The organism is Camelimonas lactis (assembly GCF_004342915.1).
Classification (GTDB): domain Bacteria; phylum Pseudomonadota; class Alphaproteobacteria; order Rhizobiales; family Beijerinckiaceae; genus Camelimonas; species Camelimonas lactis.
The window spans coordinates 264,249-284,571 of the sequence record NZ_SLWL01000003.1; the positions used below are offsets into that span (position 1 = coordinate 264,249).

Consider the following 20,323-nt stretch of genomic DNA (forward strand, 5'->3'; position numbering starts at 1 on the left):
AGATGAATGACAGCCTGCGCTTGCGTAGGTTACCGGCCTGGCGACGTCAAGCGCCGGGACGGACGCGGAAAGGGCAGGGCAAGGGAGGAAAATCAGTCTTCGCCGTCTTTCCCGGCCGGCTGGGCGTTGGCCACGGCCTCAACGAGCGCCACCAGTTTCCGGCGCACCCCGGCGTCCTGGATGCGGACAAACGCCTTGTTGAGGTGAAGCCCCTCGGACGTGGCCAGAAAATCGGCGACATGATCCAGCGCCGGCGCTTCAGCGAAGCCCGGGGCGGCGTCGCCCGCCGGCGCCGCGCCATCATAAAAGAATGATACCGGCACCCCGAGCACCTGGGCGATCTGGTGCAGGCGGCTGGCGCCAATGCGGTTGGCGCCCTTTTCGTATTTCTGGATCTGCTGGAACGTGACGCCCAGCGCGTCGCCGAGTTTTTCCTGGCTAAGGCCAACAAGCATGCGTCGCATGCGAACCCTGCCGCCTACGTACAGGTCTATGGGGTTGCGGGCCTTGTTCACTGTAAATCTCCGTTGGCGTGATTAACCAACTGCCTGCTGTCTGTGGCGGCATCGGGGCGCCTGCCGGCAAGCGCGCTGCACCCAAAGCAGAAAATCAGAAGCAGGACGAAAAACAGATCGCCGCTTTGGGCGTAAGCCGTTGGCGGAAGAGCCGACGGCAGGGTTGAGTCGGCGTAGCCAATTTTTCCCAGTGGAAGAAAAGTATTCGTCCGGCCCCATGAGTCAACTACAACGGATATGCCGGTGTTGGCTACACGCACAAGTGGCAGCCCCTGTTCGATGGCGCGCAGGCGCGCCTGGGAGAGGTGCTGCCAGGGGCCGGGCGTCTGGCCGAACCAGCCGTCGTTCGTGACGTTCACGATGGCGCCGCGCGCGCCTCTGGCAGGGCCAAATCCAGGGAAAATCGCCTCATAGCAGATCAGCGGCGTTACTGGCGGGAAGCCCGGGACTTCCAGGCTGCCCCCCGGGGCGCCGGCAGTAAAGCCGCCTGGAATATGGACGAACTGCCGGAGGCCGAGGGAGTCCAGAAGGCCGGAAAGCGGCAGGTATTCGCCAAATGGCACCAGGTGGGATTTGTCATAGACGGCCGTGATCCTCCCATCATGGTTCACAACCTGCATGGAATTGTAAAAGCGGTTGGGACGCCCGCCTGGCGTCAGCGCCTCGCCACGGGCGGCGCCGGTAATCAGCACCGCGCCGGGCGGCAACATGTCGCCGATGGCGGCGCGGGCTTCCGGATGGTCCGCCAGCAGAAATGGAAATGCCGATTCGGGCCAGATGAGGTGGGTGACGCCGCGTGGCCCAAGCCCGGCGTCGGGGGCCTGACCTTCACTGAGGCGGATGTACTGGTTGAGTATTTTTTCCCGATTGTCCCAGTTGAATACGGCCGTGTCCTGGGAAATGCCAGGCTGGACAAGACGAATTCTTACGCCGGGCTCCTGCGGCCCAGGGCCGGCCGGAATTCTGTCATAGCCGAAAACCGCAAGCGCCAGGAGCGCGGCAAGCGCCGCGCCTGCCGGCGCAAAGCGGGACAGCCAGCCGCGCGCCAGGTCATCAACCGGCCTGGCGGGTGAGGCCAGGGTGGCCGGCGCGGCGCATATGGCCACCGTGAGCACGCTTAACCCATACATGCCAACGACCGAGGCGATCTGCGCCGTCAGCAGATGTCCGCCGAAGGCCATGCCGAAGGTGTTCCAGGGAAAACCGGACAGCAGCACGCCGCGCAAATATTCGGAGGCTCCCAAAGCGCCGGCCAGGGTCAGAACCCTCACGGGGCCGGGGGACCACAGGGCGCCGGCCAGGCCGAAGCCGGCTGCGGTGAAAATCGCCAGCCCGGCGGGCAGGCCCAGCACGCCGAGCGGCAGGGCCCAGGCGAATTCCTCCGCCTCGACCAGAAACGCCGCGCCGAGCCACCACAAGCCGGCGACGAAATATCCAAATCCGAACCACCAGCCCAGCGCCGCCGCGGCGCGGGCGCGCCGGCCAGCCTCACGCAGGGGGGTGGGCGCCGGGGGAGATTGTCCGGTCGCGCCATTCAGGGCGGCGGCGTCAACAAGCCAAACCGCCATGGTCATGGCGATGACCATGGCCGGAAGGAAATCGAACGGCGCCAGCGACAAGGCGCCAACGGCGCCAGCGACCAGCGCGACCATCCGTCGCCGCCAGCGCCCGCCCACGAAACCGCCGCGGGCGACGGCGAAAAGCCAGCGGCCAGCCGCCGGGAAGCTGCTCACCCGCTGGCTCATCTGGCGCCGGATTCGCGAGGCGGCGATGTTTCCCCGTCGGCGTCAGTCCCCGCGCCGGCGTCGCCCGATGGCGAAGGCCGGCAGATGCGAACACGTTTCAGCCGGCGCGGATCGGCCTCCAATACCTCGAAGACCAGACCGTGCGGACCCTCGATCCGCTCCCCCGTGGCGGGCACGCGCCCGGCCAGGTGCGCCACCAGGCCGCCGATGGTGTCGATCTCGTCAGCCAGCGTGTCGTCGACCAGCGGGGCGCCCAGCGCTTGCGCCACATCATCCAGATCGGCGCGGGCGTTGGCGTCAAAAGCGTTGTCGCCGGCCGGCGCGATCATCGGACCGGCGTCGTGATCGTGCTCATCCTCGATATCGCCGACGATCAGCTCCACGACGTCTTCCATGGAGACGATGCCGTCGGTGCCGCCATATTCATCAATGACCAGAGCCATGTGGGTGCGGCTGGCCTGCATGCGGGCCAGAAGGTCGATGGCCGGCATGGACGGCGGCACGAACAGCACGGGGCGCAGGATGTCCGCCTCATTCAGCGACAGCGACAGGTCGACGCCGGAAAAACTCGGCATGGAACTGTTTTCGTCGATAACGACGCGGGGCGTGCAGCCCGCGAGATAGTCGAGGAAATCGCGGATGTGGACCATGCCGCGCGGATCATCGAGTGATTCGCCATATACCGGCAGGCGGGAGTGTCCCGCCGACCGGAACACGTCGAGTACATCAGCGAGTCTGGCGTCCTCGCGAATGGCGACGATGTCGGCGCGCGGCACCATCGCGTCCTCGACGCGGCGTTCGTGCAAGGCCAGGACATTGCGGACCAGCGACCGCTCCGTGGCGGAAAATTCTTCCGTTGGGGCGCTGTGCTCCAGAACGTCTTCCAGGTCGTGGCGCACGGAGGTTCCGTTGCGCGGCCGGGCCAGCGCCAGCAGGCGGTCAAACCATCCTGGAGCATCCTGCCTGCCGGTCGACTGGGGCTGGCGCCCCGGGCGCGCACTTCGGTCCTCGCTCATCGCTCCAGCGCTTCCCCCGCCACATCATCAAGGCCAGCCGTTCCCGTCGCATAAGGATCGGCGACGCCGAGGCCGGCCAAAATCTCCGTTTCCAGCGTCTCCATCTCTTCCGCCTCATCGTCGGTTTCATGGTCGTAGCCAAGCAGATGCAACACCCCATGAACCACCAGATGCGTAAAATGGTCGGCGACTGTTTTTCCTTCCTCGACGGCCTCGCGCGCAAGGGTTTCGTAAGCGACGGCGATGTCGCCGCAGTGCGGCGAGCGGACGAGATCATCCGGATCCGCCGCGGGCCAGGACAGCACATTGGTCGGCCTGTCCTTGCCGCGCCACGTCCGGTTGAGTTCCCGCACCGCTGCGTCGTCGGCCAGCATCAGCGACAGCTCGGCGCCGGCCATCACGGCGACGTCGCCGGCGGCGATGGCCGCCAGCGCCGCCCGCTCCGCCAGCGCCTCCGCTTCCGGCAGCGCCGCCCACAACGGGCTTTCGATCACCACGTCGATATGGGGGAGGGCGGTCATTCCCGGGCTCCCGTGGTCGTGGCGGGCCTGCCGGCAGGTCTGGAGGTTGCTCCGCTGGCGGCGTCGCGTTCTGTCAGGGCCCGTGTTTCGGCGTCATAGGCGGCGACGATCCGGCGCACCAGGTCGTGACGCACCACGTCGCCCTCGGCGAAGCGCACATGGCCGACGCTCTCGACGCCGCGCAGGATGCGCGAGGCCTGCACCAGGCCGGACTGCTGGCCTGGCGGCAGGTCGATCTGCGAAGGGTCGCCGGTGACGATCATCCGCGAACCCTCGCCGAGGCGGGTCAGGAACATCTTCATCTGCATGGTGGTGGTGTTCTGCGCTTCGTCCAGCAACACGGCGGCGCGCGTCAGGGTGCGGCCGCGCATGAAGGCGAGGGGGGCGATTTCGATCATGCCTGTGGCGAGGCCGCGCTCGACCGTACGCGCCTCCATGAAATCATAAAGCGCGTCATAGACCGGGCGCAGATAGGGGTCGATTTTCTCGCGCATGTCCCCTGGCAGGAAGCCGAGACGTTCGCCCGCCTCCACCGCCGGCCGCGACAGCACCAGTCGCTCCACCACGCCCTGTTCAAGCAGCGAGACGGCGTGGCCGACGGCCAGCCACGTTTTGCCGGTGCCCGCCGGACCTTCGGCGATCACCAGCTCATTGGTTTGCAAGATGCGCAGGTAATCGTCCTGCGCCTTGTTGCGGGCGCGCACGCTGCCGCGCTTGCGGGTGACGATCTGACGGAAATTTCCGGGCGCGACGGAGCTGTCGTCCCCCGGAAAAAGGTTTCCCTGCAAGGCGATTTCCTGAATGACGCCGTCGATGTCGCCGGGGGTGATGGCTTCGCCAGCCCGGGCGCGTTCATACAGGGCCAGGATCACCTGGCGGGCCTTGGCGGCCGCCGGCTGTTCGCCGTGAATCACCACCCGGTTGCCGCGCGCCGTCGCCAGCACGTCGAGCCGCCGCTCGATGTGGGCCAGGTGCTGGTCGAACTGGCCGAACACCAGGCTGGCGAGACGGTTGTCGTCCAGGGTCAGCGCCAGTTCGGTTTGCGGCGGCGCGTGGCGGGCCGGCTGTGCGCCGCGGCCGCCGGGTTTTGCCGGTGAACCGGCGCCGCGCAACTGTTCGGGGGAGAACTCGCCTTCGTCACGCGGCATTCGCGTTCCTTTGCTGCGGGGAGGGGGGCTGTTCCGCCGGCGCCGGGGCGATCCCCGTGGCATGGTCGGGGACGGACCCGGCCGGACCCAGATAACGCCCAAGCAGGCTGCCGGCGCTGGCCTCGATCACTTCCACGGTCGCCATCTGACCCAGGATGTCGTCCGGCGCGTCAAAATGCACGCCCTGCAGATAGGGCGATTTGCCGGCCATCTGCCCAGGCTGGCGTCCCCGGCGCTCGACCAGCACGTCGATGACGCGGCCGGCCATGGACCTGTTGAACGCGGCGCGATCGCGCTCCAGCGCCGCCTGAAGCTCAGCAAGCCGGTCGGCCTTCACCTGCTCGGGAATCTGGTCGGCCTGTTCGGCGGCCGGCGTGCCGGGCCGCTGGCTGTATTTGAAGGAAAACGCGCTGGCGAAGCCGATGTCGTCGACAAGCCGCATGGTCGCGGCGAAATCGGCGTCGGTTTCGCCCGGGAAGCCAACGATGAAGTCCGACGACAGGGCGATATCCGGGCGGGCGCCGCGAATCCGGTCGATGATCCGCCGGTACTCGTCGGCGGTGTGGCGACGGTTCATGGCGGCGAGAATGCGGTCAGAGCCGGCCTGCACCGGCAGGTGCAGGTAGGGCATCACCTGGGGCAGGTCGCGATGGGCGTCGATCAGTTCGTCATCCATGTCGCGCGGGTGGCTGGTGGTGTAGCGCAGGCGCTCCACCCCCTCCATGTCCGCCAGTTGCCGCAGCAGCCGGCCCAGCGTCCAGGTTTTGCCGTCGGGCCCCTCGCCATGCCAGGCGTTGACGTTCTGGCCGAGCAGCGTGAACTCGCGCACGCCAAGGCCGGTGAGCCGGCGCGCCTCCGTCATCAGCGCTTCGACCGACCGCGAGCTTTCCGCGCCACGCGTATAGGGCACGACGCAGAAGGTGCAGAACTTGTCGCAGCCCTCCTGGATGGTCAGGAAGGCCGAGACATTGCGCTGCGGCGCGATGCGTCGCGCTGGCAACTGGCGGAATTTGTCCTCGACGGGAAATTCCGTGTCGACGGCCTGGTCGCGGCTTTTCGCGGCGAGCAGTTCCGGCAGGCGATGATAGCTCTGCGGTCCCACCACCACGTCGACCACCGGGGCGCGGCGCATGATCTCCGCGCCCTCCGCCTGGGCGACGCAGCCGGCCACCACCACCCGCGTCTCCTTGCCGTCGCGGGCGCGCTCCGCCTTGTTCTCACGCACGCGGCCGAGTTCGGAATAGACCTTCTCGACGGCCTTCTCGCGGATGTGACAGGTATTGAGAATCACCAGATCGGCGTCATCGATGCTGGGGGTCTCCACATACCCCTGGGCCGCCAGCACGTCCGCCATGCGCTCGGCGTCGTAGACGTTCATCTGGCAGCCGTATGATTTGACGTGAACCTTTTTCACGTTGGTCTGACACTTTCACTTGGGCCGGCGCGCCATGGGGCCTGACAGAACGGGCAGGAGCTCATGGACGCGCCATCGTCGATACGAAAGACGGCGTTTTCGGGCGGACGAAGAACGCGTGAACACCTACATTATCGCATTTCGGCGCGGTTGGCACAGGGCTTCGCGCCGCATCTGCAACGAACATACCGCTTCGCGTGAAAGAAATACGACGACGCTGCCACGCCGCCGGCGCCATGTTCATGGTGGCCGCCGCAACCGGCGGATGCGGGCGCGGGCAAAATCCTCGGCCATGCGGGTGGCGACCTTGCGGTTGACACCCCCGGCCACCGGTTCGCCGAACGAAATCACCGCTTCGTAGCGGTCGCCGCTGCGCAGCAGATCCATGAGATGCGGGGCCAGATCCATGTCGCCATACCAGGCGATGCGCGGCAGGCCATCGCGCCCCAGCGGCAGGCCGTTGCGCGCCACGTAGCAGATGCACATGGGTTGCAGGCGCACGGCCTGTTCGCCCGCCGCATCCTTCACGGCGCCCACCAGCGCCGAGCGGAACGGCAACACCCGCATGCCCTCGCCGGTGGTGCCTTCGGCGAACAGCACCATGGCTTCGTTGTCGGCGAGGCGCCGCGCGATGGCGCCGTTGACCTGCGCCGTTGCGGAGCGCCGGGCGCGGTCGACGAACACCGAGCGTTGCAGGCGGGCGAACGTGCCGAAAACCGGCCAGCCCGCCACTTCGGATTTGGCGATGAACGACAGGGGCGTCACGCTGGCGATCGCGGTGATGTCCGCCCAGGAAACGTGGTTGGAGACCAGCAGCGTTGACCGGCCGCGCGGCGGTTGACCCTCGACCCGGACCCGCACGCCGATGATCCGGCAGACCAGCCGGTGGAACAGCACAGGCAGGCGCTGGTAGACAGGGCGGGCGCCAACGCGCAACGCCACCCATTGCAGGGGCGCGCCCACCAGGGTGATGGCGGTCAGGGCGCCGATGCGGCTCCATGCGCGCAGATTGCCCCGCAGATTCCCCATGATCAGCTGGTCGCGTCGTCGTCCGGCGCCACGCCGTCCACCGGAGCGGCGTCGCCGAGCGGCACGCCGTACAGTTCCAGCCGGTGGCGCACCAGCCGGTAACCCAGCTTGCGCGCGATCTCGGCCTGCAGGCGCTCGATTTCCTCGGACTGGAATTCAATCACCGTCCCGGTGCGCAGGTCGATCAGATGGTCATGATGCTGGCGCTCGGCCCGTTCGTATCGGGCCCGACCGTCGCCGAACTCATGCCGGGCCAGAATGCCCTCATCCTCGAGCAGGCGCACGGTGCGGTAGACGGTGGAGAGTGAAATGCGCGGATCGATCAATGCGGCGCGCCGGTGCAGCTCCTCCACATCCGGGTGATCATCCAGATCGCCCAGGACCTGTGCGATGGTGCGCCGCTGCCCGGTCATGCGCAGGCCGCGCTCCTTGCAGGCGCGCTCGATATCGGAGGTTCGCGCCCGCTTGCCCTGGCCTTGCTGCATCTGCGCCACGTCAACTCCTCCCTGGGCTTCGGGCCAGGCATTGCATCGCCGTCTGAAGAATACGCATGGCCACAAACACCAGAACAAAAATCCTGCCCGTCTGGGGCGAAAGGCCGATCGTTCCGCGACGCTCGCCTGGGGAAGGCCAGGATATACGGGCAAATGGCCTTCCCGGCCCCTCATGCAGGCGCATTCGCCGGCCGGCTGACGCCTGGCTGGATTGTGTCTGGCCGGATTGCGTCTGGCCGGGTCGTCATTGCAGGGTTTACATGCCCTGAGGCGCCGAGGGCAAGCGCTCCGGAGACGGCGTATCCACCTCTTCCACGCGCCTGACCAGTTCGCAGACGGCGATGCGTTCGCTGGCGCCGCGCACGTCCGCCAGGCCCACGTCCCGGAACACGAACCCGTCGCCGGCGCTGTCCCGCACCGCGCCCGAGGCCAGGATGGTCGTGCCGAACTCCTTGTTCAGCGCTTCAAGGCGGGAGGCGATATTCACCGTGTGGCCAAGAACCGTGTAGCTCAGGCGATCAAACGATCCCACATGGCCGATCACCGCCTCGCCGGTGTGGACGCCGAAGCGGGTGTGCAGTTCCGGGAGGCCTTCGCTGCGGAAGGTTGCGTTCAGCGCTTCGAGCCGGCGCGCGGCGTCAAGCACGCCGGCGCAGGCCCGGGCCACGTGATCGGGCTGCGGATCCGGCGCGTTCCAGAACGCCATGACGCTGTCGCCGATGAATTTGTCAATGGTGCCGCCCGAATCCACCAGGGCGCTGCCGATCACGGCGAAATAGCGCGACACCAGGCCGGTCAGCGCTTCTGGCGGCAACCGCTCCGCGATGCCGGTGAAATTGGCGATGTCCGAGAAAACCACCGTGGTTTGCTGGCGCGCTCCGCCCAGGCTGGGCTGAACGCCATCCCTGACGATGCCGCGCACAATCTGCCTGGGCACGTAACGCATGAAATTGTTCATCGCCAGTTGCAGGCCGCCAACCGCGCTGGAGAGCGCATCGATCTCGGTGATGTGCGATGGCGGCAGTCGGGCGCCGTCGCCCTGGAAGGCGACAATGCGGCCGACCGCTCCGGTCAGGGTCTGGAGCGGCCTGCTGATCCTGCGCGCCGCCAGCGCCACGATTGGCAAGGCGATGAGCAGGGCGAGAAAGCCCATGGTCATCAACCGTCGGGCCAGGTCGTTCGCCGCGCCCATGATTGCGGACTGGGGAATGGCGATCGCCGTCACCATGCCCGTGTCCGAGAGTCCGGGCTCATATCTGACCAGGTAATCCTCGTCGCCGTTGCGAACGATGCGGCTGCCGGCTTTTCCGTCCTCCCGGTAGGCCTGGGCGATGGCGCGCAGCAGCGGCGAAGGCAGCGCCGACATCAGGGGCAGTCCGTGTGGGCCGGCCGGCGTGTCCCCCTGCCGGTATCTGCGCCCCTCGGGATGGGCGGCAAGCTCGCCATCGACAGTGAACAGCGCCAGTTCCTGACGCGGATGGGTGCGCATCCGGCTCAGCACGTCGTCGAGGTCGGAGAGCAGGACGTCGATGCCAAACACAACGCCGGGGTTGACGGCGGAGCGCTGCGCCACCGTGACGCCGATTTCGGGAAAGGTGGCGAAACGGTAGGGCGCCGGCGTAACCGGCCGCCGGCTCTCGACGGCCATCTGGTACCAGGAGCGCTTGCGCGCGTCATAGTCCGACAGCACGGGCGCATTGCGCCGGATGACCTCGCCACTGGCGTTGAGAAACATCGAGCGGCGAAGAAAACGGCCGGACGCCTCGTCGGGGGTGCTGACCACAACCTCATAGGCGGCGCCGGGCGCAACGGAACTGTCCACGAGGCGCTGGCTGAGAACCAGGGAGCCATCGGGCCAGCCGGCCAGAACGCCAAGCACCGAGGGCGTGGTTTCCTGGAGCGTGCGCAGCAGGGTGACCAGCAGCCGCCCCATGTCCTCATCCGGTTTGGCGGGGGTCGCCGTTTCGCCAATGGTTTTCAGGAAAATATGGGCGCTCGCCAGCTGGTCGCGCGCCTCGTCCCGGATCTGGCGCGCCAGATCAATGAAGCGCTCCTGCGCCTCGCGATGGGCAAGGTGCGCCATGCTCCGGTGGTTGAACCATGTGAGGCCACCCAGAATCAGCGCGATGATCGCCACGAACGTCACCGCCACAATGATTTGCAGGCTGTATCTGTGGGGGATCGGCTGGGCCATTCCATCCGGCGTCGTTCGCGGCGGGGCGCGACGCCGCCGGGGTCAGGACTCTGTTGTTCGCGACATCACTTGTATGGCCAGCCGTACGCTTTGAAAACCTGTGAGGCCAGACCGGCGTCTGGTTCTGGATGACAGTCGGGCAGCCTGTCGCCGCCCCGCCCCGCCTGGTCTGGTTCTTGATGGCGCTTGCATGGAAGGCGCGCGCCCGCAGCTTCAGGGATCGCGGGAAATCGTCACCGGCGGCGGCGTCTCTCCGTTCTGAAGCACAAGCTTTATCGAAACGCTGCGCGCGTCATGGGGCGCCGGCAGGCTGTTCTGGGCTCCGGGCGGGGGCGGGGCGTTGTCGGCGCACCCTTCCGTTGGCAGCGGCAGGGCAATGTCCGGAGCGGCGCCATCGAATCCCACGTGGGCGCTGCGGATGGCGCAGCGATAGGTCAGAAGATAGGGAAAATAAATCTCATCCCGGTCCGTCGCCCACGTCAGCCATGAGCCCGAGGTAGTCATCAGGATGCTGCGTTGCCGCTCGCTGCTGATCTCCGAAGCGTCGAAGTGATAGACGAACGGGCCGGCGGTCAGGCCTGCCGTATCCACATAACTGACATAGATCTTGGTCTTTCCCGCCCGCGCCGGCATGGTGAACGCGGCGGCGCGCGCGGTCTTTCCATCGCCCGACAGCCGAAGGTCGGCGCGCGAGAACCCGCCGCGATCACCCAGGCGATATTGCACGGCGATCGCGTCCTCGGGCAGCGCGATATTGACCGTCCAGTGGCTTGGGCTGGCCTGATAGGCCAGGACCGGCCGCGTCTCACGGTTGCCGAATGCGGCGTCGATTTCGGCGACGCGGCGCCGGGCCTGCTCCACCCATTCCTGGAGCACGGCCGAATCGATGAAGAATCGTGTCAGCGCTCCCGTCCGGCTCGCCGTGAGAAACTGGTCGAGGGCGGCGTGTTCGGTCCGCAGGCGGGTCAGCGTTTCATGGCCGGCGCGGGAATCATTGAGGGCGAGGGCCAGCGCGTACCATGCGGGCGCAAAGGCGGGCGTTGCGTCGAGCAGACGCCGGAGGCGCGTGGCCTGTTCCGTCAGTCCCAGTTGTTGCGCGTAAACCATCTGGACGGCCGGATCCGGCGACACTGCGGCCAGATCCGCGAACAGGCGACGGGCGGCGGCGGGGCCGTCCTGCAATCGCGCCAGCGCCGCCAGGCGCAGCAGTGGATCGATGAAGCCCGCGCCCGCCCGCGCGGTTTCCACATAAGCGGTGCGCGCGCCAGCCACGTCTCCGCCGGCCTCCAGGGCGCGGCCCTTCTGGTACAGCTCCCGGGCCCCGGCCGCCACATCTGGCGATCCTGCGCCTGGCTGAACGCTGGCGGCGCGCTGTGGCGGCGGCGCCTTCTCCGCCTGTTCTTTTGGCGGGGCGGGCAATTTCAGGCCAAGCTGGGTTTCCAGCAGACGCTTGGCGTGCCGCACGGTCGGAACCACCACCGTGAAGGCCAGCACGATGAGGATGATCCGCGCCCAGCGCCTGCGGCGGCGGGCGGCGCGCTCCGGGTCGCCGCGCTCGCTCCGGCTGACGCGGCGCGCCATTTCCGTTGGCTTCGCCGGGGCGTCAGCGACGGCGGAGAACGCCACGGTGAATGCTTCAACGGGCGCGGGAATGTTCTTCAGCGTCTGGGGGCCAATGCTCCGGAATGACGCTGACACCTTGCCGGCCACGGCGTCGTGGACGCTCCGCGATACACAGACGCCGCCAGGTTGCGCGACGGATTCCAGGCGGGCGGCGATATTCACGCCATCGCCAAGCAGGTCCCCATCCCGTTCGATGACATCGCCGATGGTGACGCCGATGCGAAAACGCACGCGCCGGTCCGCCGGCCAGGGCTGGTTTACAACCTCCAGTGCATGCTGGATGGCGATGGCCGCCCGCACCGCTTCCACCGCCGAGGCGAACTCGGACATGACCGAATCGCCGGCCGTGTTGAAAATCCGCCCGCCGTAACGCGCCACCTCTGCGTCGAAGACGTTGCGACACTGATGGAACAGTTGCAGTGCGTCTTCCTCGCCGGTCGCAAGCAGGCGTGAATAGCCGGCGACATCGGCCGCCATGATCGCGGCCATGCGCCGGCGGAACATGCTTGGGCCGTCAGGCTCGTCACGGCTGGCGCTGTTTGCTTCAGTCATGCCCGTTTTCCGTCGCGACCACACGGGTCGGCGTCGCCAGCCCCAGCCAGGAAGTCAAACCCCGGATCATTTTCAAGCCCTGTTCACGTGAAACCTTGCGCGCCTGGCGCCTGCCGTCAGGCTGGCGTCACCCCTGCATATCTGGGCATCGGGACATCGATGCGCCAAATTGGGCGATACAAAGTTATGTCAACGGGCGGCCCGTCCCCGCAGGTCCTGCGGTCAGGGTGGGGCCGGGTTCCGGAGCGTGCAAAATGCCGGCGCTGCGATCCAGGCAATATCCGGGCCTCCTTGGTGCAGTTGCCCCGGGAGGGGCTGATCAGGCAAACAGGCAAGGGAGTTCAATCCATGTCCATGCAGGACAAAGTTTATCCCGTCCAGCACACCGACGCGGAATGGCGTCGCCGGCTGACCCCCGAACAGTACGCCGTGCTGCGCGGCCACGGCACGGAGCGACCAGGCAGTTGCGCCTTGCTCCATGAGACGCGAGACGGCGCATTTGTCTGCGCCGGATGCGGCCAAAAATTGTTCTCATCGGCAAAAAAGTTTGACAGCGGCACAGGATGGCCAAGTTTCGACAGTCCCGAGCCGGATTCTATTGAACTGAGCCAGGACGAAAGCCATGGTATGGTGCGTACAGAAGTCCATTGCAGCAGTTGTGGCGGCCACCTTGGCCACGTTTTTCCTGATGGTCCGCCGCCAACCGGCCTGAGGTACTGTATAAATGGCGTCGCCACCGTCTTCGTGCCGGACTGACGCACGATTGTAGCGGACCCATCTGCCCAGGGGATGACGGCGCCGCCGCTGTTTTCCCGCGTGGGCCTTCCGCCCGGATGCCCCGGGGAACATGCATGGCCGGCAACACCCATTGGATCGCGCCGGGGGAGGCGTGTTGCGCACGCCTTTCAGGCGGCTCCACCGGCCAGCGATGTTCCGTGCGGCAAAAACCTCGTGAACTTTTCCGGCTCTTGCGCGTTTGAGGGGGAGGCGGGACGCGGGACCTTTATTTGCCGATTGCGTCCGCACGCCATTCCGGGGGGCGAATCATTGAGCAATTTTGACATGCGCATTCCTGTGCGCGAGCTGAAAGTGTTGCGGTGGCAGGAAGGGCGCGTCGTGCTGGAGTTGCGTCCGGCGTTTGCATCCGTTGATCCGATCATCGTCGAGATTCCCGAAGCTGCGATGTCCGGCTTCCGTCAGGAACTGGCCGCTTTCCAGCCAGCGCCAGACAGCGCCTCTCCAGCGCCTCTCCCGCGGGCGCTTCCTGACCGGGTGATCAGGAATGACGACAATCTGGCCGACGGGGCCCCGGCGCATCAACTCCCGTTGGGCGACAGCCGGTTTACCGGGACGTTCGCCACAATCCCGGAGGGCTCGCGGGAGGAGGATGATCTCACCGAGGAAGAATTGAGCTGGCTGGCGCGTTCTGCGGGTTGAGCCCGGTGGCGCGCCATGGCGCCCTGTTTGCGCCCGCGCCAGAAAGCCTGCCGGCCTCTCTCACCGGGAAACGATGGCGCGCGCCACCCTGCATGTCCGCCGCGTCCCGGTCTTCTGGTATCAGGGGGGCGGCCGGGAACGGCGCATGAAGCTGTAACGTCAGCGTCATGCGCCTGATGGCGCAGGGATTACTCGTCCATCTTGAGCGCGGCGATGAAGGCTTCCTGCGGAATCTCCACCTTGCCGAACTGGCGCATGCGCTTTTTGCCTTCTTTTTGCTTGTCGAGCAACTTGCGCTTGCGCGAGGCGTCGCCGCCATAGCACTTCGCCGTCACGTCCTTGCGCAGGGCGCGGATGGTTTCGCGGGCGATGATCTTGCCGCCAATCGCCGCCTGGATCGGGATCTGGAACAGGTGCTGCGGGATCAGTTCGCGCAGCTTCTCGCACATGGCGCGGCCGCGCATTTCTGCCCGGGTGCGGTGCACCAGCATGGCCAGGGCGTCCACCGGCTCGGCGTTGACCAGCAGCGACATCTTCACCAGGTCGCCCTGGCGGTAGCCGGAAATGGCGTAGTCGAACGAGGCGTAACCCTTCGACACCGATTTGAGCCGGTCGTAGAAGTCGAACACCACCTCGTTCAGCGGCAGGTCGTAAACCACCATGGCGCGCTTGCCGACATAGTTCAGATCCACCTGCTCGCCGCGCCGGTCCTGGCACAGCTTGATGATGGCGCCGAGATAATCATCCGGCGTCATGATGGTGGCGCGGATCCACGGCTCCTCGATCGACGAGATTTTCATGACGTCGGGCATGTCGGCCGGATTGTGCAGCTCGATCTGCGTCCCGTCCGCCATGTTGAGCTTGTAAACCACCGACGGCGCCGTCGAGATCAGGTCGAGATTGAACTCGCGCTCCAGCCGTTCCTGGATGATTTCCAGGTGCAGCAGTCCGAGGAACCCGCAGCGGAAGCCGAAGCCCAGAGCCGCCGACGTTTCCATTTCATAGGAGAAGCTGGCGTCGTTGAGGCGCAGCTTGCCCATGGCGGCGCGCAGGTTCTCGAAATCGGCCGCGTCCACCGGGAACAGGCCGCAGAACACCACAGGCTGCGCCGGTTTGAAGCCGGGCAGGGCTTCCGCCGTCAGGCGGCGCTCCTCGGTGATGGTGTCGCCGACGCGGGTGTCGGCCACTTCCTTGATCGAGCCGGTGAAGAAACCGACCTCGCCGGGACCGAGCTGGGCCACGTCGGTCATCTTCGGGCGGAACACGCCGACCTTGTCGACGCCGTAGTTGGCGCCTGAGCCCATCATGCGGATGGTCATGCCCTTCTTCAGCACGCCATCGATGATCCGCACCAGCACGACCACGCCGAGATAGGAATCATACCAGCTGTCGACCAGCATGGCCTTCAGCGGCGCGGTTTCGTCGCCCTTCGGCGGCGGCAGCCTTTTTACGATGGCTTCCAGCACGTCGGGAATGCCAAGGCCGGTCTTGGCCGACACCGGGATCGCCTCCGAGGCGTCGATGCCGATAACGTCCTCGATCTGCTCCTTGACGCGTTCGGGCTCGGCGGCGGGCAGGTCGATCTTGTTCAGGACCGGAACGATCTCGTGGTTGGCGTCGAGCGCCTGATAAACGTTGGCCAGCGTCTGCGCCTCGACGCCCTGGGAGGCGTCGACCACCAGGATGGAGCCCTCGCAGGCGGCCAGGGAGCGCGACACTTCGTAGGCGAAGTCCACGTGGCCGGGGGTGTCCATCAGGTTGAGGATGTAGTCGCGGCCATCCTGCGCCCGGTACTCCAGCCGCACCGTCTGGGCCTTGATGGTGATGCCGCGCTCTTTCTCGATATCCATCGAGTCGAGCATCTGCTCGCCCATGTCGCGCGCCGCCACCGTGCCGGTTTCCTGGATCAACCGGTCCGCCAGCGTGGATTTGCCATGGTCGATATGCGCAACGATCGAGAAGTTGCGAATGTTGTCAAAGGGATGCGTCGCCATGCTCTCTCTGGGGGCGGCTGTCCCGGCGGCAAACGCGCCGGCCGGCAATGCGGGGCTCGATGGCCTTTGCATGGGCAATACCAGCCTTGGGCTGCTTCGCCAAGGGCTGCTTCATCGCCTGCGCGCCGCGCCCGCGAAAGGTGGAACGGCAAATGGTTACGGCAATTCCGTCCGGGCGGGCCGGGGTTATCCGCCAGCGCGCGATCCGGCCAAACCGGAGCCGTCGCGCACTGCCTTCCGATCCGCGCGCCGTGGCCGCAAACGCCTCAGCCGTCCTCGGACCAGCTCTCGCCCTCAAAACCGGGTCGGGCGAAGGCGACGCCGCCGTCGACGGTCAGCGTCGAGCCCACCACATAGTCCCCGGCGCGTGACGCCAGGAAAATGGCGGCGCCGGCCATGTCGTCATCATTGCCAATGCGGCCGGCGGGCACGCGCCTGGCCACGCCCTCGGCGCTGTCGCGGGCCGCGGTGTTCATGTTGGAGCTGAACGGGCCGGGCGCGATGGCCGTGACGACAATATGGTCGGCGATGAGTTGCGCCGCCATGCGTCGGGTCAGATGGATCAGGCCGGCCTTCGAGGCGGCGTAAGGGTAGGTCTCCAGCGGATTGACAAAAATGCCGTCGATGGAGGCGATGTTGATGACCTTCGCCGGTTGTTCGGCGCTGGCTGCCTTGCGCAGCAACGGGGCCAGCGCCTGGGTCAGGAAGAAGGGCGTTTTCAGGTTGAGGTCGATGACCTTGTCCCAGCCGCTCTCCGGAAACGTGTCGAACGCCGCCGCCCATGCGGCGCCGGCGTTGTTCACCAGAATGTCGAGCCTGTCCTCTCGTTCGGCGATCTGTTGCGCCAGCGCCCGGGCGCCTTCCACGGTGGAGATGTCGCCAGGCAGTGAAATGCACTGGCCGCCGTTCTGCGACAGCTCGGCGGCCGTGGCGTCGCAGGCGGCGGCCTTGCGGGCGGTGATGTAGACCTTCGCGCCGCTGTCGATATAGCCGCGCGCGATCATCTTGCCGATGCCGCGCGAGCCGCCGGTGACCAGCGCGACGCGACCTTCGAGTGAAAACAGTCCGCTCATGTATCCTCCCGCCCGGGCGCCCCGCGAATTTTGCGTCGGGCGATGGGCCGTCTCTTATCGGCTTTGTTGGCGGCGGCAATGTTCGCTGCTCGGCGGGCAGGGTTCAAGCCCGTTTACGTCCCCTTGCCCGTCGGCATGGGTTTTTTGGCGGGCCAGCCCCGGTCGTTTTTCCTCCGGCCCATGATCGCATGCCGTTCTTACAGAAAGGCGCTTGCGGAATGACTGCTTGCGGAATGACTCTTGCACAAATGACTCTTGCACGATGGCGCGGACCGGAGGCAGATGGCCGGCGCGATGGCGGAGGGAGCAGGCGATGACGGGCGATCCGGCGATAAAAGGCATGGCGGCAATGCCGGAAGCGCCGCAAGTGCGGGCGGCCACAACGGCGGACGCGCCCGCCATTCTCGACATCTACAATTACGCGGTGCGTGAAACCACCGCCGTCTGGACTGAGACGCCGGCTTCCCTCGACAACCGGCTGGCGCTGATGGCGGAGCGCGCGGCGCGTGGCTATCCGTTTCTGGTGGCCGAGCTGGCCGGCGGCGTGGTCGCCGGTTACGCCACTTTCGGCGATTTCCGCCACTTCGACGGCTACGCCGCCACGGTGGAACACTCGGTCTATGTGGGGCCGCAGTTTCACCGGCGTGGCGTCGCCCGGGCGTTGATGCCGCCGCTCATCGACGCGGCCCGCGCCTGCGGCAAGCACGTCATGGTTGGCGCCATCGCCGCCGATAACGAAGCCTCGATCCGCCTGCACGCGGCGTTCGGTTTTGAGAAAACCGGCCTGATGCCCCAGGTCGGCCGCAAGTTCGGCCGCTGGCTCGATCTGCTGTGGATGCAGAAAATCCTGTCGGGGGACTGAACCGCGCGGCCCCGCCTTACCGCCGCCGGTAAAGCTGTGACACCACCCGCGCCGTATAGTCGACCATGGGGATAATGCGCGAGTAGTTCAGTCGCGTCGGGCCGATCACGCCGATGACGCCGACGATGCGCTCCTCCGCGTCGCGAAACGGCGCGGCGATGGTGGAGGAGCCGGAAAGCGAGAACAGCTGGTTCTCGGAGCCGATATAGATGCGGACGCCTTCGCCGTCTTCGGCGCGGGACAGCAGATCGATCACGTCCTTTTGCGTCTCCAGGTCCGCGAACAGCAGCCGCATGCGCTCCAGGTCCGCGCCGACGCTCACGTCTTCCAGTAAATTGGCCTGGCCGCGCACGATGAGCTGGCGCGTGTCCGATGAGCCGCCGATGGCGGTGGCCAGCCCGGCTTCCACCAGCCGCGCCGTCAGCGTGTCCAGTTCGCGTTCCATGGCCGTGCGCTGGGCGGCGACGTCCTGGCGCAACTCGTCCAGGGTGCGGCCGCTGATGCGGGCGTTGAGGAAATTTGCTGCTTCCACCAGTGCTGACGAAGGCAGACCGGCCGGCAGGTCGAGCAACCGGTTCTCCACGTTGCCGTCGTCGCTCACCAGCACCACAAGGCCGCGTTGGGGGCCAAGCCGCACGAATTCGATCTGCCGCAGCCGGGCATTGGTCTTGGTGGTCAGCACCACGCCGGCGCCGCGCGACAGGCCCGACAGCAGTTGCGTCGCCTGGGCGAGGGCGGCGTCGAGCGGATTGTCCGCGGCGGCGGCGCGCATTTCCGCCGCGATGCGCCGGCGCTCATCATCGGCCAGGCTTCCGGTTTCCAGCATGGCGTCGACGAAAAACCGCAAGCCGGTTTCGGTTGGCAGGCGGCCGGCCGAGGTGTGCGGCGCGTAGATCAGTCCGGCGTGCTCCAGATCGGACATGACGTTGCGCACGGAAGCCGGCGACAGGTGCATGGGAATAATGCGCGACAGGTTGCGCGAGCCAACGGGCTCGCCCGTGGCCAGATAGCTTTCAACGATCTGGCGGAAAATCTCGCGAGACCGTTCGTTCAGGGCCGTTTGCGCGCCCCTTTCCTGAAATGGCCCCAATGCTGTCGCGCTCCTGTCCATGCGGACCCCTGTCCCCATTCATATAATGTAGCTGGCAGCCGTTCGCCTTGCCAGAGGCAGCCCCGCGCCGCCGCCGGGCGCGAAACCACCCGCCGTTGAAGCCGGTTCAGGGGCTTACCGCCTCGCGTCCGGACCGCTATAGCTCTGTGCGACGTCTCAGACCGACATTTGAATCCACACAACCCAGGACAGACAGATGCGCCCCTCAAAACGCGCCCCTGATGAAATGCGCAAGGTCACGCTGGAGCGCGGCGTGGCGCGCTACGCTGAAGGCTCCTGCCTCGTGCGTTTTGGCGAAACCCATGTGTTCTGCACCGCCTCGCTCGAGGATCGCGCCCCAGGCTGGCTGCGCGGCCAGGGCCGGGGCTGGGTCACGGCGGAATATTCCATGCTGCCGCGCGCCACGGCCGAACGCACCCGGCGTGAGGTCAATGCTGGCAAACCGTCCGGCCGCACCCAGGAAATCCAGCGTCTGATCGGCCGTTCGCTGCGCGCCGTGATTGATCTGCCGGCGCTTGGCGAACGGCAGATTTCCATCGATTGCGACGTGCTCCAGGCCGATGGCGGCACCCGCACCGCCGCCATCACCGGCGCCTGGGTCGCGCTGCACGACTGCATCGCCTGGATGCGCGCCCGCTCGATCATCAACACCCATCCGCTGAAGGACCACGTCGCCGCCGTGTCGTGCGGCGTCGTGCAGGGCGCGCCGGTGCTCGATCTCGATTATGCAGAGGATTCCACCGCCGAGACTGACGCCAATTTCGTGCTCACCGGTTCTGGCGGCATCGTCGAGGTGCAGGGCACGGCCGAGGGCAAGCCGTTCAGTGACGAGGAGCTGCTGGAACTGCTGCGTCTCGCCCGCGTCGGCGCCAATGGCCTCGTCGCGCTGCAAAAGCAGGCGGTCGGCCAGTGAGCGCCCAGATGAGCACCCCGATGAATGCGGCGCGGCGCCTTTCGGGCAAGGTGGTAATCGCCACCCACAACCCCGGCAAGCTGGTGGAAATGCGCGAACTGCTGGCGCCGTTCGGCGTCGCGGCGGTGTCGGCGGGCGAGCTTGGCCTGGCGGAGCCGGAGGAGACCGGAACCACCTTCGCCGAGAACGCGGCGATCAAGGCTCATGCGGCGGCGAAGGCCTCCGGCCTGCCGGCGCTGGCCGATGATTCGGGTATCTGCGTCGCGGCGCTGGATGGCGCGCCGGGCATTTTTTCGGCGCGCTGGGGTGGTCCTTCCAAGGATTTCCCCGGCGCCATGGCGCGCATCAACGATGAGCTGAACCTGCGCGGCGTTGGTCCAGATGATGGCCGGCGCGGCCATTTCGTCTCCGCTTTGGTGGTGGCCTGGCCGGATGGCGCCGAGGCGTTGTTTGAGGGGCGCGTGTTCGGCGACCTGGTCTGGCCGCCGCGCGGCGATCGCGGTTTTGGTTATGACCCGATCTTCCGACCTGACGGTCATGAACTGACGTTCGGCGAAATGGACTCCGACGCCAAGCACAGCGTCGACTGGGATGCAGCGGCGCAAGGCGGCGCCGGCGGCCTGTCGCACCGCGCCCGCGCCTTTGTCACCTTGGCGAAAGCGCTGCTGCAGAAAGCCTGACG

General features: G+C 66.7%; 18 protein-coding genes. 5 read left to right on the plus strand and 13 right to left on the minus strand.

The genetic code is table 11. The annotated features are described in order from the left end of the window. Positions 1–92: 92 nt before the first annotated feature. From EV666_RS05700 to EV666_RS05745, 10 genes are all read right to left on the minus strand, one after another. Positions 93–515 (minus strand): helix-turn-helix domain-containing protein, encoded by a 423-nt coding sequence (locus tag EV666_RS05700; RefSeq protein ID WP_280990825.1) that lies wholly within the window; start codon positions 513–515, stop codon positions 93–95. Beyond that, on the minus strand, positions 512–2,248 hold the full coding sequence (lnt, locus tag EV666_RS05705; RefSeq protein ID WP_245514231.1) for an apolipoprotein N-acyltransferase: 1,737 nt from the start codon (positions 2,246–2,248) through the stop codon (positions 512–514). Before lnt ends, EV666_RS05700 begins: the two co-directional genes overlap by 4 nt. A gap of 8 nt (positions 2,249–2,256) precedes the next feature. Further along, entirely contained in the window at positions 2,257–3,276 is a 1,020-nt protein-coding gene (locus tag EV666_RS05710; protein ID WP_132004406.1) for a hemolysin family protein, read from the minus strand. Continuing rightward, positions 3,273–3,797: an rRNA maturation RNase YbeY gene (gene ybeY / locus EV666_RS05715; protein WP_132004409.1), complete on the minus strand. Its 525-nt coding sequence runs from the start codon at positions 3,795–3,797 to the stop codon at positions 3,273–3,275. Before ybeY ends, EV666_RS05710 begins: the two co-directional genes overlap by 4 nt. Then, positions 3,794–4,945: a PhoH family protein gene (locus tag EV666_RS05720; RefSeq protein WP_132004412.1), complete on the minus strand. Its 1,152-nt coding sequence runs from the start codon at positions 4,943–4,945 to the stop codon at positions 3,794–3,796. Before EV666_RS05720 ends, ybeY begins: the two co-directional genes overlap by 4 nt. Then, entirely contained in the window at positions 4,935–6,359 is a 1,425-nt protein-coding gene (gene miaB, locus EV666_RS05725) for a tRNA (N6-isopentenyl adenosine(37)-C2)-methylthiotransferase MiaB (RefSeq protein WP_132004415.1), read from the minus strand. Before miaB ends, EV666_RS05720 begins: the two co-directional genes overlap by 11 nt. Before the next feature lie 240 nt (positions 6,360–6,599). Further along, positions 6,600–7,388, minus strand: a complete 789-nt coding sequence (locus tag EV666_RS05730) for a lysophospholipid acyltransferase family protein (protein ID WP_207906336.1) — start codon at positions 7,386–7,388, stop codon at positions 6,600–6,602. Between the two features lie 2 nt (positions 7,389–7,390). Continuing rightward, the gene (locus EV666_RS05735) at positions 7,391–7,873 is read right to left on the minus strand and encodes a Fur family transcriptional regulator (RefSeq protein ID WP_132004628.1); all 483 of its coding nucleotides are present in this window, start codon (positions 7,871–7,873) and stop codon (positions 7,391–7,393) included. Positions 7,874–8,138: 265 nt separating this feature from the next. Continuing rightward, on the minus strand, positions 8,139–10,076 hold the full coding sequence (locus EV666_RS05740; RefSeq protein WP_132004418.1) for an adenylate/guanylate cyclase domain-containing protein: 1,938 nt from the start codon (positions 10,074–10,076) through the stop codon (positions 8,139–8,141). A gap of 213 nt (positions 10,077–10,289) precedes the next feature. Beyond that, entirely contained in the window at positions 10,290–12,251 is a 1,962-nt protein-coding gene (locus EV666_RS05745; protein WP_245514232.1) for an adenylate/guanylate cyclase domain-containing protein, read from the minus strand. A gap of 354 nt (positions 12,252–12,605) precedes the next feature. Here EV666_RS05745 and msrB point away from each other — a divergent pair, with 354 nt between their 5' ends. Both msrB and EV666_RS05755 read left to right on the plus strand, forming a co-directional pair. Beyond that, positions 12,606–13,007 carry a peptide-methionine (R)-S-oxide reductase MsrB gene (msrB, locus tag EV666_RS05750; RefSeq protein WP_132004634.1) on the plus strand — a complete coding sequence of 134 codons (402 nt, stop codon included), beginning with the start codon at positions 12,606–12,608 and terminating at the stop codon, positions 13,005–13,007. A gap of 291 nt (positions 13,008–13,298) precedes the next feature. Then, positions 13,299–13,688: a hypothetical protein gene (locus EV666_RS05755; RefSeq protein ID WP_132004422.1), complete on the plus strand. Its 390-nt coding sequence runs from the start codon at positions 13,299–13,301 to the stop codon at positions 13,686–13,688. A gap of 188 nt (positions 13,689–13,876) precedes the next feature. On the opposite strand, the gene lepA is transcribed toward EV666_RS05755, so the two are convergent. Together lepA and EV666_RS05765 are read right to left on the minus strand one after the other, a co-directional pair. Continuing rightward, positions 13,877–15,682 (minus strand): translation elongation factor 4, encoded by a 1,806-nt coding sequence (gene lepA, locus EV666_RS05760; RefSeq protein WP_132004424.1) that lies wholly within the window; start codon positions 15,680–15,682, stop codon positions 13,877–13,879. A gap of 266 nt (positions 15,683–15,948) precedes the next feature. Then, positions 15,949–16,755 (minus strand): SDR family oxidoreductase, encoded by an 807-nt coding sequence (locus EV666_RS05765; RefSeq protein WP_132004427.1) that lies wholly within the window; start codon positions 16,753–16,755, stop codon positions 15,949–15,951. A gap of 313 nt (positions 16,756–17,068) precedes the next feature. Here EV666_RS05765 and EV666_RS05770 point away from each other — a divergent pair, with 313 nt between their 5' ends. Next, on the plus strand, positions 17,069–17,617 hold the full coding sequence (locus EV666_RS05770; protein WP_280990826.1) for a GNAT family N-acetyltransferase: 549 nt from the start codon (positions 17,069–17,071) through the stop codon (positions 17,615–17,617). Between the two features lie 16 nt (positions 17,618–17,633). Here the strand turns inward: EV666_RS05770 and hrcA are convergent, their stop codons facing one another. Next, positions 17,634–18,707, minus strand: coding sequence for a heat-inducible transcriptional repressor HrcA (gene hrcA / locus EV666_RS05775; protein ID WP_245514233.1), 1,074 nt, complete (start codon positions 18,705–18,707; stop codon positions 17,634–17,636). A 217-nt stretch (positions 18,708–18,924) separates the two neighbouring features. On the opposite strand from hrcA, the gene rph reads away from it, so the two are divergent. Together rph and EV666_RS05785 are read left to right on the plus strand one after the other, a co-directional pair. Next, on the plus strand, positions 18,925–19,641 hold the full coding sequence (rph, locus tag EV666_RS05780; RefSeq protein ID WP_132004433.1) for a ribonuclease PH: 717 nt from the start codon (positions 18,925–18,927) through the stop codon (positions 19,639–19,641). A 20-nt stretch (positions 19,642–19,661) separates the two neighbouring features. Beyond that, a complete protein-coding gene (locus EV666_RS05785; RefSeq protein WP_132004640.1) occupies positions 19,662–20,321 on the plus strand; it encodes a non-canonical purine NTP pyrophosphatase in 660 nt (219 codons plus the stop codon). Positions 20,322–20,323 lie beyond the last annotated feature (2 nt).